Source organism: Pseudomonas sp. PDM31, assembly GCF_019218965.1.
Lineage (GTDB): Bacteria > Pseudomonadota > Gammaproteobacteria > Pseudomonadales > Pseudomonadaceae > Aquipseudomonas.
Map to the genome: position 1 here is coordinate 470,275 of NZ_JAHUWS010000004.1, position 16,619 is coordinate 486,893.

Sequence of the window (16,619 nt, forward strand, 5' to 3'; positions counted from 1 at the left end):
CGCGGGCATCCTGAATGCCCGCGGCGCTCTCGGGTTTTTCGCGAGCAGGCTCGCTCCTACAGGAGTCCGTGTTGTTTCAGGGCCCACTCGACGTGTTCGCGCACCAACTCCGAGGGGTATTCCCTGCGAGCCTTCAGCGCTTCGAGCACTGGAATGGTCGAAGGCGCATTGCCCAGCCCGACCGCCAGGTTGCGCAGCCAGCTGTGATAGCCCGCCCGGCGTAGCGGCGAGCCTTCGGTGTTGCTGAGGAACTTGTCCTCGTCCCACATGAACAAGTCGGCCAGCTCGGCGTTGTCCAGGTTGTGCCGCGGCTTGAAGTCGCTTTCGCCGGAGGGGCGGGCAAAGCGGTTCCATGGGCAGACAATCTGGCAGTCATCGCAACCGAACACCCGGTTGCCGATCAGCGGTCGCAGATCTTCGGGGATGGCGCCTTTGAGTTCGATGGTCAGGTAGGAAATACAGCGTCGGGCGTCCAGCACATAGGGGCCCACGAAAGCATTGGTCGGGCAGATATCGAGGCAGGCCGTGCAGCGGCCGCAATGTTCGCCGGCGTGGGGCGGATCCACCGGCAGCGGCAAATCGACGAACAGCTCTGCCAGGAAGAAATAACTGCCGGCCTTGCGATTCAACACCAGGGTGTTTTTGCCGATCCAGCCAAGGCCCGCCTGCTCGGCGATGGCTTTTTCCAGCACGGGCGCGCTGTCGACGAAAGCACGGAACCCGAACGGGCCGATCTGGGCCTGAATTTTTTCTGCCAGTTGCTGCACGCGTTTGCGGATCAACTTGTGGTAATCGCGGCCCAGGGCGTAACGCGAGACGTAGGCTTTTTCCGGTTGGGTGAGCATTTTCGCCATTTGCGTGTCGCCCGACAGGTAGTCCATGCGCAGGGACACCACGCGCAGCGTGCCCGGCACCAGCTCTTCGGGATGCGAGCGTTTGCTGCCGTGGGCGCCCATGTACTCCATTTCGCCGTGGTAGCCGGCTTCGAGCCAGTGCTCCAGGTGCTGCTCATGCTCGGCCAGGTCGAGGCCGCTGATGCCGACTTGCTGAAAGCCCAGCTCGCGGCCCCAGTCCTTGATGGATTGGGCGAGGGCGGGCAGATCTGTGGTAATAGCAGGCATGAGACAAGAGAAACCGGAGCTGAGGTGCGTATAATTCTGCCAGACATCGGAGCCTGAAGACGCATGCCGCACACTAAAGATGAATTACCCGACGCGCTGTACAGCGCCGCGCAAGTGCGAGGGCTCGATGCGAGCCTGATCGCGGCCGGCACACCGGGCTTCGAATTGATGCAGCGCGCGGCCCGAGCGACGTGGCGGGCGCTGGTGCGGCAATGGCCGACAGCGAATGAACTGTGCGTGTTGGCCGGACATGGCAATAACGCCGGGGACGGGTATCTGGTGGCCGTGTTGGCCCAGCGTGCCGGATGGGCGGTGCGGGTGCTGGCGGTGGGGAATTCGCAGCGCTTGCAGGGCGACGCGGCGTTGGCCCATGCCGAGGCAGTGTCCGAAAACGTGGTCATCGAACCCTGGACGGCACAAACCGGATTGCGCGGCATTGTGCTGGATGCTTTGCTTGGCACCGGTCTGAGCGGTGACGTGCGTGAGCCGTATGCCGGCGCCATCGCCGCGATCAATGCCAGCGCACTGCCGGTTGCGGCGGTGGATATTCCGTCAGGGTTGTGCGCGGATACGGGTCGCATCCTTGGTCGTGCCGTGAGTGCCGACCTGACGGTGACCTTCATTGGATTGAAGCTGGGATTGTTCACCGGTGAAGCAGCGGACGTGGTCGGCGAGCTGGTATTCAATGATTTGCACGCGGATCCCCAGATGCTTGCGGGGGCGCCGGTCAGCGCTCGCCGACTGATGCCCGGTAACCTGCCGCGGCTGGCCTCACGAGCACCGGCTTCGCACAAGGGAAAATTCGGTCATGTATTGCTGATTGGCGGCGACCACGGTCTGGGGGGCGCTATCCTGCTCAGCGCGCAAAGCGCACTTCGCAGTGGCGCCGGCATGGTGTCCGTGGCGACCCGCGCCGAACATGTCCCTGCTGCGCTGGCCAGAATTCCCGAGGCGATGGTGCTGGGAACCTCTTCAGCCAATCAGTTGATGGAATTGCTACAAAAAGTGTCCGTGTTGGTCGTCGGTCCGGGATTGGGCCGGGCCGGCTGGGGGCGCAGTCTGCTGTCGGCGGCATCCGATGCGGCCCTGCCACAAGTGTGGGATGCCGACGCGCTGAACCTGTTGGCCGAAGAGCGTGCAACTCTGCCCAGGGATTGCGTAATCACCCCGCATCCGGGGGAGGCCGCCCGGTTGCTCGGGATAAGCACCGCCGAGGTTCAGGCGGATCGTCCGGCAGCGGCCCATGCACTGAGCAAAAAATACACAGCGGTCGTGGTTTTGAAGGGCGCGGGCAGTCTGGTCGCCCATCCCGACGGGCGACTGGCGCTTTGTCATCAGGGGCATCCGGCCATGGCCACTGCGGGTCTCGGTGATGTGCTGGCCGGCCTGGTCGGCGCGCTGCTGGCCCAAGGCATGACGGCGTTCGATGCGGCCTGCCTGGGGGTGTGGTTGCACGCCAATGCTGGCGCGCAACAAGGTAAATTCGGCCGTGGGTTGGCGGCCAGTGATCTGATTCCAGCCATTCGTCAGTTGTTGGAGGAGCATGCACCGTGTCTGAAGTAACCCTGTACCTGGCCGATGAGCAGGCCATGAGCGACTTTGGCGCACGCATCGCCCAAACTACCCAAGGTCATGGCCTGATTTTTCTTGAGGGGAATCTTGGCGCGGGGAAAACCACGCTGTCCCGGGGTATCATCCGGGGCCTGGGTCATGTCGGGGCGGTGAAAAGTCCGACGTTTACCCTGGTCGAGCCCTACGAAATCGGTGAAGTACGCGCTTTCCATTTCGACTTGTACCGCCTGGTCGATCCGGAAGAGCTTGAGTACCTGGGCATTCGCGACTATTTCGAAGATGATGCCCTGTGCCTGATCGAATGGCCGGATAAAGGTGCGGGCTTTTTGCCAAAGCCCGACCTGACCATTACCATTAGCCCGCATGACAGCGGGCGTTCGCTGAAAATTTTATCCCAGGGCTCGCGCGGCGAGGTCTGGTGTGCCGCCTTGGCGTTGGAATCCAAATAGATGATGGGGTTAGGTATGCGCTTTCGCGCGTTGGTGGCTGCCGTAGGGATGGTGTTTTTGGCGGTGACCGTCGACGCTGTGGCCGATTCGAAGGTCAACAGTGTTCGTCTGTGGCGTGCACCGGACAACACACGACTGGTGTTTGACCTGACCGGTCCCGTGCAGCACAGTGTTTTTACCCTTACCGCACCGGATCGCCTGGTCATCGACATCAACGGCGCGACCCTCGCTGCGCCGCTGAACGTCAATACCTCGAATACTCCAATCACCGCCATGCGCTCGGCCCAACGCACGCCGACCGACCTGCGCGTGGTCATCGACCTGAAAAAGGCCGTTACTCCGAAAAGCTTCTCCCTGGCGCCGAATGCCCAGTATGGCAACCGGCTGGTGGTCGATCTGTTCGATAACCCGTCCGATGCCGCGCCGCCGCCAGCACCGACTCCATCCGTTGCCACGGTGCCGGCGGTGCCGGTTACACCTGTGGAACCAGCCATCAAGCTGCCTCCCGCCCCAGCTGGCAAACGCGACATCATTGTGGTGATCGACGCCGGTCACGGTGGCGAAGACCCGGGTGCCTCGGGCTCGCGCGGTCAGCGCGAAAAAGACGTGGTATTGGCCATCGCCCGCGAGCTGCAGCGTCAGGTCAACGGCATGAAAGGCTTCCGCGCCGAATTGACCCGTACCGGTGACTACTTCATTCCATTGCGCGGCCGAACCGAGATCGCCCGCAAGAAGGGTGCCGACCTGTTCGTTTCGATTCACGCCGACGCGGCGCCTTCGGCTGCGGCCTTTGGTGCGTCTGTGTTTGCCTTGTCTGATCGCGGCGCGACGTCGGAGACGGCCCGCTGGCTGGCCGACAGCGAAAACCGCTCCGATCTGATCGGCGGTGCCGGCAACGTCAGCCTCGATGACAAGGACCGCATGCTTGCCGGCGTGCTGCTTGACCTGTCGATGACGGCGTCCCTGACGTCCAGCCTGAACGTTGGACAAAAGGTATTGACCAATATTGGCCGGGTAACGCCACTGCACAAGCAACGGGTTGAACAGGCAGGGTTCATGGTGTTGAAGTCTCCGGATATTCCGTCGATCCTCGTGGAAACCGGGTTTATCTCCAATGCCAACGAGGCATCCAAGCTGTCAGCGGCAAATCACCAGCAGGCGCTGGCTCGCTCGATCAGCAGTGGTGTGCGCCAATTCTTCCAGCAAAATCCACCACCGGGTACTTATATTGCCTGGCTGCGCGACTCCGGCAAGATCGCCCAGGGGCCGCGTGACCATCGGGTAAGCCCGGGCGAGACGCTGGCGATGATCGCTGTGCGTTATCAAGTGTCACCGGCGTCCCTGCGTAGTGCCAACAAGCTGCCGAGTGACGAGCTCAAGGTCGGTCAGCACCTGACTATTCCGGGTAACGAGCTGGCGGCCAAGGAATGAATCAGGTCATCAGCAACAGTGCTCGCATCGAGCTGCTCAGTCCACGGCTGGCGAACCAGATTGCTGCCGGTGAGGTGGTCGAACGCCCGGCATCGGTGATCAAGGAACTGTTGGAAAATAGCCTCGATTCCGGTGCCCGGCGTATCGATGTCGATGTCGAGCAAGGTGGTGTCAAACTGCTGCGGGTGCGTGACGATGGCAGCGGCATTTCTGCCGATGACCTGCCGCTGGCCCTGGCCCGTCACGCCACCAGCAAGATTCGCAATCTGGAAGACCTCGAGCAGGTCATGAGCCTGGGTTTTCGTGGTGAGGCCCTGGCCTCGATCAGTTCCGTGGCGCGCCTGACCCTGACATCCCGCACCCGCGACGCCGACCAGGCCTGGCAGGTCGAAACCGAAGGGCGTGACATGGCGCCCCGGGTACAGCCAGCCGCCCACCCAGTCGGCACCTCGGTTGAAGTACGCGATCTGTTCTTCAATACCCCGGCGCGGCGCAAGTTTCTCAAGACCGAAAAAACCGAATTCGATCACCTGCAGGAAGTGATCAGGCGCCTGGCGCTTGCGCGGTTCGACGTCGCGTTTCATTTGCGCCACAACGGCAAGACCATTCTCAGCCTGCACGAGGCCCACGATGATGCGGCCCGCGCCCGACGAGTAGCGGCGATCTGCGGCCCGGGGTTCCTGGAGCAGGCGCTGCCGATCGAAATCGAGCGTAATGGCCTGCACCTGTGGGGTTGGGTCGGGTTGCCCACCTTCAACCGCAGTCAGGCGGATTTGCAGTATTTCTTCGTTAACGGCCGTGCCGTGCGTGACAAACTGGTGGCCCATGCGGTGCGCCAGGCCTACCGCGACGTGCTGTTCAACGGCCGGCACCCGACTTTCGTGCTGTTTTTCGAAGTCGATCCGGCGGGCGTCGACGTCAACGTGCATCCGACCAAGCACGAAGTTCGCTTCCGTGACGGGCGCATGGTCCACGATTTCCTCTACGGCACCCTGCATCGCGCCTTGGGTGATGTGCGTCCGGATGATCAACTGGCAGCACCGGTCGTGACCGCAGTCGTCCGACCTAGCGGTATCGAAGCGGGTGAGTTCGGTCCCCAGGGCGAAATGCGCCTGGCGGCCAATGCGCTGCTGGAGCAGCCCCAGGCGCAGCCGTCGTTCAATGCTCCGGCCGGTTCTGGCGCTGGCGCGGGTTATCAGTATCAATATTCGCCACGCCCGCAGGCCGCTGTGCCGGCAGCGGAAGCGCAGGCCGCGTATCGCGAGTTCTTCGCGCCGCTGCCTGAGGCCAACGCCATGGCGCTACCGGATGGGCAGGGTGATATCCCGCCGCTGGGTTATGCGCTGGCGCAACTGAAGGGTATCTATATTCTTTCCGAAAACGCTCAGGGGTTGGTGCTGGTGGACATGCACGCCGCCCACGAGCGGATCATGTACGAGCGCCTGAAAATCGCCATGGCCAGCGAAGGCCTGAGCGGTCAACCGCTGCTGGTGCCTGAGTCGCTGGCGGTCAGCCAGCGTGAGGCCGATTGCGCCGAAGAGCACGTCGCCTGGTTTCAGCGCCTGGGTTTCGAATTGCAGCGCCTTGGCCCGGAAACCCTGGCCATCAGGCAGATTCCAGCCTTGCTCAAGCAGGCGGAAGCCAACCGCCTGGTCGGTGATGTATTGGCCGACCTGATGGAATACGGCACCAGTGATCGCATCCAGGCGCATCTGAACGAACTACTCGGGACCATGGCCTGTCATGGCGCGGTTCGGGCGAATCGACGGCTGGCCTTGCCGGAAATGAACGGTCTGCTGCGTGACATGGAAAACACCGAGCGCAGCGGTCAATGCAACCATGGCCGACCGACCTGGACCCAACTGGGGCTGGACGATCTGGACAAACTGTTTTTGCGCGGTCGTTGATGAGCCAGTTTCCCCCTGCAATTTTCCTGATGGGCCCGACCGCCGCCGGCAAGACCGACCTGGCCATCGAACTCACCAAGGTCCTGCCTTGCGAGTTGATCAGTGTCGATTCAGCCTTGGTCTACCGGGATATGGATATTGGTACGGCCAAGCCTTCCAGGGAGCTCCTGGCGCAATATCCGCATCGCCTGATTGATATTCTTGACCCGGCCGAGAGCTACTCGGCTGCCGATTTTCGCCGTGACGCCCTGCAAGCCATGGCTGATATCACGGCTCGCGGCAAAATACCGCTGCTGGTGGGCGGCACAATGCTCTATTACAAGGCTCTGGTCGAAGGCCTGGCCGATATGCCGGCAGCTGATCCCGAGGTTCGCGCGCAGATTGAGGAAGAGGCTGCACGCCTTGGCTGGCAGGCCTTGCACGAACAGCTTGGGCAAATAGACCCGGAGTCTGCGGCGCGTATTCATCCGAACGATCCGCAGCGACTTAGTCGAGCGCTGGAAGTTTATCGTGTCAGCGGTCAAAGCATGACTGCCCTGAGATTGCAACAATCTGTGCAAAGTACTGAAGCAGCCGCTTCGGGACGGCAACAATTGCCCTATACTGTCGCAAACTTGGCGATTGCCCCGGCAAATCGCCAGGTACTGCATGAGCGAATTAAACAAAGATTCACTTTAATGTTGGAACAGGGATTCATTGACGAGGTCGTAGCCCTGCGTAAGCGAAGTGACCTGCATGCCGGGTTGCCGTCTATACGTGCAGTAGGCTACCGACAAGTCTGGGATTACCTGGATGGCAAGCTGACACAAGCCGAGATGCAGGAGCGTGGAATCATCGCCACGCGCCAGTTGGCAAAGCGTCAGTTCACCTGGCTGCGCAGTTGGGCTGATTTACACTGGCTGGACAGCCTCGATTGCGACAATCTGCCACGCGCCTTGAAATACTTGGGGACCATCTCCATATTGAGCTGAGTCTTCGCAATTGCCGTCTATCCTTGGGGGTGGGGCGGCCAAAGCCATCTGAATACCTATTTTTTATATTGAATCCTTAAAGGAGTGCGGCACATGTCAAAAGGGCATTCGCTACAAGACCCTTACTTGAATACTTTACGTAAAGAGAAAGTTGGGGTTTCCATCTACCTGGTCAACGGTATCAAACTGCAAGGCACGATCGAGTCCTTCGACCAGTTCGTTATCCTGCTGAAAAACACCGTAAGCCAGATGGTCTACAAGCACGCTATCTCTACAGTGGTACCGGTTCGTCCAATTCGTCTGCCAAGCGCAACCGAATCCGAAGCTGGTGACGCTGAGCCAGGTAACGCCTGATAGGAGTCTCCTTTGTTCTTTGAGCGCCACGGTGGTGGTGAGCGAGTCATTCTCGTTCACTTGGATGGACAGGACCCTGAGGCGCGCGAAGATCCGCAGGAGTTTCAGGAGTTGGCTAATTCGGCTGGCGCCGAGACCGTTGCGTTTTTTAACGTGCCGCGTCATCGGCCAACCGCCAAATTCCTGATCGGCAGCGGCAAGGTCGAGGAACTGCGCGACCTGGTCAAGGCCGAAGAGGCCGATCTGGTGATTTTCAATCACATCCTCACGCCCAGTCAGGAACGTAACCTCGAACGTGTTTTCGAGTGTCGCGTGATCGACCGTACCGGTCTGATTCTCGATATTTTCGCCCAGCGCGCCCGTACCCATGAGGGCAAGCTCCAGGTAGAACTGGCCCAGCTTGACCACATGAGCACCCGGCTGGTTCGGGGCTGGACCCACCTTGAACGCCAGGGTGGCGGTATCGGCATGCGTGGCCCGGGTGAAACCCAGCTCGAAACCGACCGCCGTTTGCTACGGGTTCGCCTGCGTCAGATCAAGGGTCGGCTGGAGAAGGTGCGCAGTCAGCGCGAACAGTCGCGACGCGGCCGCTCCCGTGCGGATATCCCTACCGTGTCCCTGGTGGGGTATACCAACGCCGGCAAATCCACGCTTTTCAATAACGTGACGAAATCCGACGTGTACGCGGCTGACCAGTTGTTTGCCACGCTGGACCCGACCCTGCGCCGTCTGGAACTGGACGATTTGGGGCCGATTGTCCTGGCGGACACTGTAGGGTTCATTCGCCACTTGCCGCACAAGCTGGTCGAGGCATTTCGGTCTACTCTCGAAGAGTCGAGCAACTCCGACCTGTTGTTGCACGTGATCGATGCGGCCGAACCCGATCGCATGTTGCAGATCGAGCAGGTTATGGTGGTGCTGGGCGAGATTGGTGCCCAGGACTTGCCGATCCTCGAGGTCTATAACAAACTCGATTTGCTTGAAGGCGTTGAACCGCAAATCCAGCGCGACGAAAACGGCAAGCCCCAGCGGGTCTGGCTGTCGGCGCGTGATGGCACGGGTCTGGAATTGCTTGAACAAGCCATTGCCGAGTTGCTTGGCAGTGATTTGTTCATCGGTACCTTGCGCTTGCCGCAACGATTCGCTCGACTGCGTGCGCAGTTTTTCGAACTCGGTGCGGTGCAAAAAGAAGAACACGACGAAGAAGGCATCAGTTTGCTTGCCGTTCGTTTGCCCCGGGTCGAGTTGAATCGACTGGTAAGCCGCGAAGGATTGCAGCCGATGGAATTCATCGAGCAACACACTTTGCAATAAAAGCCTGAGAAAGCGGTTGTGTCGTGGTGACAGGCATTCTGTAGCATTGGTCGGCGCGCCGTGGGTGCGTCTTTGCTTTATCAGATGGAGAGCGCTATGGCTTGGAATGAGCCGGGTGGCAACTCGAATAATCAGGACCCTTGGGGTGGCAAGCGTCGTAACAACGGCGACCGCAAGGGACCACCGGATCTCGACGAGGCCTTCCGAAAGCTGCAGGAAAGCCTGAACGGGTTGTTCGGTGGTGGTAAAAAACGTGGTGGTGACGACGGCGGTGGTCCGGGCAAGAGTGGCGGCTTTGGCGGCCTGCTCGGTATCGGCCTGGTCGTGTTGGCGGCCGTATGGCTGTACAGCGCGGTCTATGTAGTCGACGAGCAGGAGCAGGCCGTGGTGCTGCGCTTCGGCAAGTACTACGAAACCGTTGGCCCGGGCCTGAATATCTACTTCCCGCCGATCGACAAGAAGTACATGGAGAACGTCACGCGTGAGCGTGCCTACACCAAGCAGGGCCAGATGCTGACTGAAGACGAAAACATCGTCGAAGTGCCGCTGACCGTGCAGTACAAGATCAGCAACCTGCAGGACTTCGTGCTGAGCGTCGATCAGCCGGAAGTCAGCCTGCAGCACGCGACCGACAGCGCCTTGCGCCATGTGGTGGGTTCCACCGCGATGGACCAGGTGTTGACCGAAGGTCGTGAATTGATGGCCAGCGAAATCAAGGAGCGTCTGCAACGCTTCATGGATACCTATCGCACCGGTATCACCGTTACCCAGGTCAACGTGCAGAGCGCAGCAGCACCGCGTGAAGTTCAGGAAGCCTTCGATGACGTGATCCGCGCCCGTGAAGACGAGCAGCGTTCGCGCAACCAGGCTGAAACCTATGCCAACGGCGTCGTGCCGGAAGCCCGTGGTCAGGCCCAGCGCATCCTCGAGGATGCCAATGGCTACCGTGACGAAACCGTCTCGCGCGCCAAGGGTGAGGCCGACCGCTTCACCAAGCTGGTCGCCGAGTACCGCAAGGCCCCTGAAGTCACCCGTCAGCGTCTGTACCTGGACACCATGCAGGAAGTCTTCAGCAACACCAGCAAGGTTCTCGTGACCGGCAACAAGAACGGCCAGAGCAATCTGCTGTACTTGCCGCTGGACAAGATGGTCGAGAGTGGTCGCAACACCAGCACCCCGGTGAGCAGTGCGGCAGCCACCAGCAATGAAGCGAATGCGCGTGCGGCAGCCGATCTGCAGCAACAGCAAGCACGTACCAGGGAGAGTCGCTGATGAGCAATAAATCGCTGATCGCCCTTATTGTCGGCGTCGTCGTGGCGATCGCTGCCTGGAACTGCTTCTACATCGTGGCTCAGACCGAGCGTGCGGTGTTGCTGCAGTTCGGTCGCGTGGTCCAGACCGATGTTCAGCCAGGCCTGCATGTGAAAGTGCCTTACGTTAACCAGGTGCGTAAATTTGACGCACGTCTGATGACGCTGGATGCACCGACGCAACGCTTCCTGACGCTGGAAAAGAAAGCCGTGATGGTCGATGCCTACGCCAAGTGGCGCGTGAAGGACGCTGAGCGTTTCTACACCGCGACTTCCGGCCTCAAGCAGATCGCCGACGAGCGTCTGTCCCGTCGTCTGGAATCGGGTCTGCGTGACCAGTTCGGTAAGCGCACCCTGCACGAAGTGGTGTCGGGTGAACGTGATGCGCTGATGGCGGACATCACGGCTTCGCTGAACAAGATGGCCGAGAAAGAGCTGGGCATCGAAGTGGTCGATGTTCGGGTCAAGACCATCGACCTGCCCAAAGAAGTGAATCGCAGCGTGTTCGAACGTATGAGCACCGAGCGTGAGCGTGAAGCTCGCGAGCACCGCGCCAAGGGTAACGAGCTGGCCGAAGGCATCCGTGCCGACGCCGATCGTCAGCGCCGCGTGCTGCTGGCTGAAGCCTATCGTGAATCCGAAGAGGTTCGCGGTGACGGCGATGCCCAGGCTGCTGCGATCTACTCCAAGGCCTACGGTCAGGACCAGGAGTTCTACGCGTTCTACCGTAGCCTGCGCGCTTACCGTGAAAGCTTCGCGAACAAATCCGACGTCATGGTCCTCGACCCAAGCAGTGACTTCTTCCATTACCTGGAAAAAGCCAAGCCTTGATACGACGTTGACCTGAATCATCCCGCCGGGCGGCTAAAACCTCTGGCGGGGTGATCCTTTGGGAAAACGTGTGTATGATGCGGCAGCCGGGAAATTCCCGGCTTTTTTGCGTCTGCATGTTTGATTGTTTTTTTAAGCAGATGCCGGGCCGATTGGCTCGACAGTTTTTCGAGGAAAGTGGTTGGCGAAGCCGGTAGAAGGGCTTTTCGCTCCGTCGCTCATGCGCGTGGTTTGTGCGCAAACCGACCATTTTCTGCTTCACTCAAGGCTCGCCGACAGGCTGGTCGCCCGGAGATAGGGGAAGGCGTAATGGCAACGGTAGACCGCTGGCTTCTGCCAGATGGCATCGAAGAAGTACTGCCACCGGAGGCGGCGCGCATTGAAGTTGCGCGTCGTCAGGTGTTGGATCTGTTCCAGAGCTGGGGTTACGAGTTTGTCGTGACTCCCCATATCGAGTACCTGGAATCCCTGCTGACCGGCGCGGGCCAGGACCTGGATTTACGCACCTTCAAGGTCATCGACCCGCAATCGGGCCGGCAGATGGGTTTCCGTGCCGACATTACGCCGCAAGTGGCGCGGATCGATGCGCATACCTTGCGTCGCGAAGGCCCGAGCCGCCTGTGCTATGCCGGCAGCGTGCTGCATGCGCAGCCGCGAGCCCTGTCGTCCTCGCGCAGTCCGATCCAGCTGGGAGCCGAGTTGTACGGCGATGGCAGTCCGAGCAGTGACGTTGAAGTCATCAGCCTGATGCTGGCCATGCTGCAACTGGCCGATGTGCCGGACGTGCACATGGATCTGGGACACGTTGGCATCTACCGCGGCCTGGCCCGCGCTGCCGGTTTGTCCGGTGAGGTTGAACAGCAGTTGTTCGATGCCCTGCAACGCAAGGCTATCGACGAAGTCATTACCTTGACCGAAAGCCTGCCTGCCGATTTGTCGGGCATGTTGCGCGCCCTGGTTGATCTGTGTGGCGGTCGTGAAGTACTGACTGCCGCGCGCGAGCGCCTGGCCAATGCGCCGGCGCCGGTACTGGCGGCGCTGGACGATTTGCTGGCAATTGCCGAGCGTCTGTCTGTGCGTTTCCCGCAGCTGCCGCTGTACTTCGACCTGGGTGAGCTGCGCGGCTACCACTACCACACCGGCGTGGTATTCGCCGTGTTTGTGCCGGGTGTCGGCCAGTCGATCGCCCAAGGTGGTCGTTACGACGATATCGGCGCCGACTTCGGTCGCGCCCGTCCGGCAACGGGCTTCTCTACCGATTTGAAAACCCTGGTGACCCTGGGGCGTGCTGAGATCGAGCTACCGTCTGGCGGTATCTGGATGCCTGACAGTACGGATGCGGCACTCTGGCAGCAGGTTTGCCAGTTGCGCAGTGAGGGTCAGCGTGTCGTTCAGGCTTTGCCTGGGCAACCTTTGGCCGCCGCCCGTGAAGCGGACTGCGACCGGCAATTGATTCAGCAGAACGGGCTTTGGCAAGTATCGCCACTGGCTTCTTGAGTTTTCCCGCCGGCTGCCGCCGGCACCAAGTTTGCGCGAATGAGGACAAGTGTTATGGGTAAGAATGTCGTAGTCCTGGGCACCCAATGGGGTGATGAGGGCAAAGGCAAGATCGTTGATCTGCTGACCGAACATGCTGCCGCCGTAGTGCGCTACCAGGGCGGCCACAACGCAGGCCACACCCTGGTGATCGACGGCGAGAAAACCGTCTTGCACCTGATCCCGTCGGGCGTACTGCGCGAAGGCGTGCAGTGCCTGATCGGCAACGGCGTGGTGGTTGCACCAGACGCTCTGCTGCGGGAAATCATCAAGCTGGAAGAGAAAGGCGTACCGGTGCGTGAGCGCCTGCGTATCAGCCCGTCCTGCCCGCTGATCCTGTCCTTCCACGTTGCGCTGGACCAGGCCCGTGAAAAGGCTCGTGGCGAGCTGAAGATCGGTACCACCGGTCGCGGCATCGGCCCGGCTTACGAAGACAAGGTTGCACGTCGCGGCCTGCGTGTTGGCGACCTGCTCAACATGCCGCGCTTTGAAGACAAACTGCGTGAACTGGTGGATTACCACAACTTCATGCTGGTGGGTTACTACAAAGAGCCAGCCATCGAATTCGACAAGACCCTGGCTGAGTGCAAGGAATACGCTGAGCTGCTCAAGCCGCTGATGCTGGACGTGACTGCCGAGCTGCACGACCTGCGTCGCGCTGGCAAAGACATCATGTTCGAAGGTGCCCAGGGTTCGTTGCTGGACATCGACCACGGTACCTACCCGTACGTGACCAGTTCCAATACCACCGCTGGCGGCGTTGCTACCGGTTCGGGTGTTGGCCCGATGTTCCTGGACTACATCCTGGGCATCACCAAGGCTTACACCACGCGTGTAGGTTCGGGTCCATTCCCGACTGAGCTGTTCGACGAAGTCGGTGCGCATCTGGCCAAGCAAGGTCACGAGTTCGGCGCGACTACCGGCCGTGCTCGCCGTTGCGGCTGGTTCGACGCCGTTATCCTGCGTCGCGCTATCGATGTGAACAGCATCTCGGGCATCTGCCTGACCAAGCTGGACGTACTCGACGGTCTGGAAACCATCAACATCTGCGTCGGCTACAAAGATGCACAAGGCAACGCCGTTGCCCCGACTGATGCTGACAGCTACGTGGGCCTGCAGCCCGTGTACGAAGAAGTGCCGGGCTGGACCGAGTCGACCGTGGGTGCCAAAACCCTGGAAGAGCTGCCTGCTAACGCTCGTGCTTACATCAAGCGCGTCGAAGAGCTGATCGGCGCGCCGATCGACATTATTTCGACGGGCCCGGATCGCAACGAAACCATCGTTCTGCGTCATCCGTTTGCTTGATAAGCTGTTGATGTAACAAACAAAGGCCCCTTAATCGGGGCCTTTGTCGTATATGCCTGTAGGACGGCATGACCTTTGCTGTAATCGTTGCTTATTGCATCGCTTCCAGCGCGCCATCAATTTAATGGCGCCCAGCAGAGGGGTTTTAAGTGTCTGCCGTTCTCTCACTGTTACAAAGCCGTCTCTTGCGGCCAGTGTTCGTTACTCTCGGTATCGCCCTTTTGGTGCAGGTGCTGGTGGCTGTTGCCCTGACCCGGAGCACAGTGACCGCTCTGGAAGCCGATCTGGGGGCTCGGCTGGGTGCCGACAGTCAAAAGCTTGCCAGTGAGCTGGAGCAGGCCGGGCGTGAAGTCACGTCAAGTCTGGACAGTCTCTCCGCCAGTACCCGTCAGCGCCTCACCGCCGGTTTGTCCACGCGATTGCAGCAAGAGCAGGCGCAATTGCGTTCGACTCTGGAAAAGGCCCTGAGGGAGTCTGCCAATGATATGGCGCAGCTTTTGGCATCGGTCGCACCCCGGGCCATGTGGGATAACGATGTCCCGACCTTGTCCGAATTCGCTCGTCGCGCCCAGCGCAATCCCAATGTGTTGTTCGTGGTGTATGACGATGCTACCGGCCAGCATTTGACGCGCTATCTGAATCGCGAAAACCCGATCAACAAGGTATTGCTGGAAAAAGGCCAGGGCGAGCGGGCGTTGGATAAGGTGCTGGACGCGGCGAAGAGCGATCCGTCGGTGTTCTACATCGAGGCTTCGATCAGCCCGAACGGTGTGGAAATCGGCAAGGTGTTGATGGGCGTCTCGAAGGCTTCGGTGGAGGCTGATGTTGCAGCCCTGGACAAGCGTTTCTCGGCGCTGATCGCCAGCAGTGATCAACTGGTTGGTGACAGCCTCAAAGGCGCGGCGGCTGACAGTGCGGCGGCCATGGGGGCGCGCCTGCAGTCGGCGCAGTCCACGGCGGCCGAAATGAAAGCCAACACCACCAGCACGGTGCAGGAAGCTGCGGCCACCTTGCGCTGGCGCATCGGTGTGTGCCTGGCGGTGGTGGGCTTTGGGGTCTTGCTGTTGCTGGCTGTGGTGCTCGGGCGGCGAGTGGTCAACCGCCTGAAAATGCTGATTGTCGCCATGGATGACCTGGCGGCGGGCGAGGGGGATCTGACCAAGCGAGTAAAAATCAGCAGCAAGGACGAGATTGGCGACATGGCCTCGGCGGTCAATCGTTTTGTGGATAAGTTGCAGCCGATCGTGCGCGAGGCGGGCGATGTGGCCCAGCGCACCGGGGTTGAAATCGGCGCCATGACGTTGCGCAACGCCGGTGCTGATGCTGCGGCAGGCCTGCAGCGTGATGAGGTGGCGGAAAGTTTGCGTGCCTTGTCGCAAATGGCCGATGAGGCGCAATCGGAAAGTCATGCCATGCAGGCGGCGTTGAAGCAGGTCGTGGAAATTCGTCAGGCTACCGACGAAAACACCCGGACCTCGGCGAAAGTCGGCAGTCTGATCGAGGAGCTCGCCGGCCAGGTCAATACCGGTGCGCAGGTCATCGAACGCCTGGCGCAGCAAAGTCAGCAAATCGAGGTGGTGCTCACGGTGATCCACGGAATTGCCGAGCAGACCAATCTGCTGGCGCTCAACGCGGCCATCGAGGCGGCGCGGGCTGGCGAGACCGGGCGCGGGTTTGCGGTGGTGGCTGATGAGGTGCGGGCACTGGCGAGCAAGACGCAAAGCTCCACTGGCGATATCCAGGCGCACATCGTTGCCTTGCAGCAGGGCGCGCGTGAGGCGGTTGCGGCAATCGGTCAGGCCGGGCGTCAGGCCAACGAAGGTTTGCTGGTGTTGCGAGACAGTTCGCGGTTGCAGCAGTCGGTGCAGGCGTCGGTCGAGCAGGTGCACGCGGCAATCGGCTTGGCGACCCAGGCTGCCGCGCACCAGGCGCAGGGCGCTCAAGCGGTACGTGGCCGGGTCGAGACCATTCATGCGCAGGCCGAGAAGGCTGCCAAGGCTGTTGTGGAGACGACGGCCAGTGGCAAGGTGCTGGATGGGCTGGCAGCGCAGTTGAAAGCGAGCCTGGGGCAGTTCCGGGCTTAGATTATCTCTTGCCCGACCTGACGCCTTCGCGAGCAAGCCCGCTCCCACATTGAATCGAGTGGAATACGATTAAATGTGGGGGCGGGCTTGCTCGCGAAGGCGATGTCGGCAGCGCTGATGCCTTGGCATCTGGCTTGTCCGGCGCAAACAAAAGAGGGGTGATGCCACAGATGAACCCCGGAAACGCAAAAACCCGCTTTCGCGGGTTTCTGTGAAACTCAAGGCCGAAACCTTGAATTTGAATTGGTGCCCAGAAGAAGACTCGAACTTCCACGACCTTGCGGTCACCAGCACCTGAAGCTGGCGTGTCTACCAATTTCACCATCTGGGCATTCATCTTCAGCGTTGCCGCTGTTGATGTGGCGCACTATACGGAGGGTCTTTTGATCTGTAAACCCCTGATTTTAAAATTATTAAATCAGATGTTCAGAATG

13 protein-coding genes and 1 tRNA gene are annotated in these 16,619 nt (G+C 60.5%); 12 read left to right on the forward strand and 2 right to left on the reverse strand.

The annotated features are described in order from the left end of the window. Positions 1–56 precede the first annotated feature (56 nt). Positions 57–1,121, reverse strand: coding sequence for a tRNA epoxyqueuosine(34) reductase QueG (gene queG, locus KW839_RS10875; protein ID WP_060542738.1), 1,065 nt, complete (start codon positions 1,119–1,121; stop codon positions 57–59). A 63-nt stretch (positions 1,122–1,184) separates the two neighbouring features. Between queG and KW839_RS10880 the strand changes: the two genes are divergently transcribed. The 12 genes from KW839_RS10880 to KW839_RS10935 all read left to right on the forward strand — a co-directional run bounded on the left by KW839_RS10880 (position 1,185) and on the right by KW839_RS10935 (position 16,185). Continuing rightward, positions 1,185–2,684 (forward strand): bifunctional ADP-dependent NAD(P)H-hydrate dehydratase/NAD(P)H-hydrate epimerase, encoded by a 1,500-nt coding sequence (locus tag KW839_RS10880; RefSeq protein ID WP_060542739.1) that lies wholly within the window; start codon positions 1,185–1,187, stop codon positions 2,682–2,684. Beyond that, entirely contained in the window at positions 2,672–3,142 is a 471-nt protein-coding gene (tsaE, locus tag KW839_RS10885) for a tRNA (adenosine(37)-N6)-threonylcarbamoyltransferase complex ATPase subunit type 1 TsaE (protein WP_060542740.1), read from the forward strand. The genes KW839_RS10880 and tsaE overlap by 13 nt, the downstream gene beginning before the upstream one ends. 3 nt (positions 3,143–3,145) lie before the next feature. Further along, a complete protein-coding gene (locus tag KW839_RS10890) occupies positions 3,146–4,573 on the forward strand; it encodes an N-acetylmuramoyl-L-alanine amidase (protein ID WP_201782599.1) in 1,428 nt (475 codons plus the stop codon). Between the two features lie 8 nt (positions 4,574–4,581). Next, the gene (gene mutL / locus KW839_RS10895) at positions 4,582–6,480 is read left to right on the forward strand and encodes a DNA mismatch repair endonuclease MutL (protein ID WP_177336985.1); all 1,899 of its coding nucleotides are present in this window, start codon (positions 4,582–4,584) and stop codon (positions 6,478–6,480) included. Beyond that, complete coding sequence (gene miaA, locus KW839_RS10900) at positions 6,480–7,451, forward strand: tRNA (adenosine(37)-N6)-dimethylallyltransferase MiaA (RefSeq protein WP_060542743.1); 972 nt, start codon at positions 6,480–6,482, stop codon at positions 7,449–7,451. The genes mutL and miaA overlap by 1 nt, the downstream gene beginning before the upstream one ends. Before the next feature lie 93 nt (positions 7,452–7,544). Continuing rightward, the gene (gene hfq / locus KW839_RS10905; protein ID WP_007902656.1) at positions 7,545–7,805 is read left to right on the forward strand and encodes an RNA chaperone Hfq; all 261 of its coding nucleotides are present in this window, start codon (positions 7,545–7,547) and stop codon (positions 7,803–7,805) included. A gap of 12 nt (positions 7,806–7,817) precedes the next feature. Next, entirely contained in the window at positions 7,818–9,119 is a 1,302-nt protein-coding gene (hflX, locus tag KW839_RS10910; protein ID WP_060542744.1) for a ribosome rescue GTPase HflX, read from the forward strand. Positions 9,120–9,215: 96 nt separating this feature from the next. Further along, a complete protein-coding gene (hflK, locus tag KW839_RS10915) occupies positions 9,216–10,391 on the forward strand; it encodes an FtsH protease activity modulator HflK (protein WP_060542745.1) in 1,176 nt (391 codons plus the stop codon). Then, on the forward strand, positions 10,391–11,260 hold the full coding sequence (gene hflC / locus KW839_RS10920; RefSeq protein WP_046039827.1) for a protease modulator HflC: 870 nt from the start codon (positions 10,391–10,393) through the stop codon (positions 11,258–11,260). The genes hflK and hflC overlap by 1 nt, the downstream gene beginning before the upstream one ends. Positions 11,261–11,569: 309 nt before the next feature. After that, entirely contained in the window at positions 11,570–12,757 is a 1,188-nt protein-coding gene (locus KW839_RS10925; RefSeq protein ID WP_060542746.1) for an ATP phosphoribosyltransferase regulatory subunit, read from the forward strand. Positions 12,758–12,811: 54 nt separating this feature from the next. Next, entirely contained in the window at positions 12,812–14,101 is a 1,290-nt protein-coding gene (locus KW839_RS10930; RefSeq protein ID WP_060542747.1) for an adenylosuccinate synthase, read from the forward strand. 149 nt (positions 14,102–14,250) lie between these two features. Continuing rightward, complete coding sequence (locus KW839_RS10935) at positions 14,251–16,185, forward strand: methyl-accepting chemotaxis protein (RefSeq protein WP_218424311.1); 1,935 nt, start codon at positions 14,251–14,253, stop codon at positions 16,183–16,185. A 244-nt stretch (positions 16,186–16,429) separates the two neighbouring features. On the opposite strand, the gene KW839_RS10940 is transcribed toward KW839_RS10935, so the two are convergent. Next, a tRNA-Leu gene (locus KW839_RS10940) sits at positions 16,430–16,516 on the reverse strand. Positions 16,517–16,619: the final 103 nt, after the last annotated feature.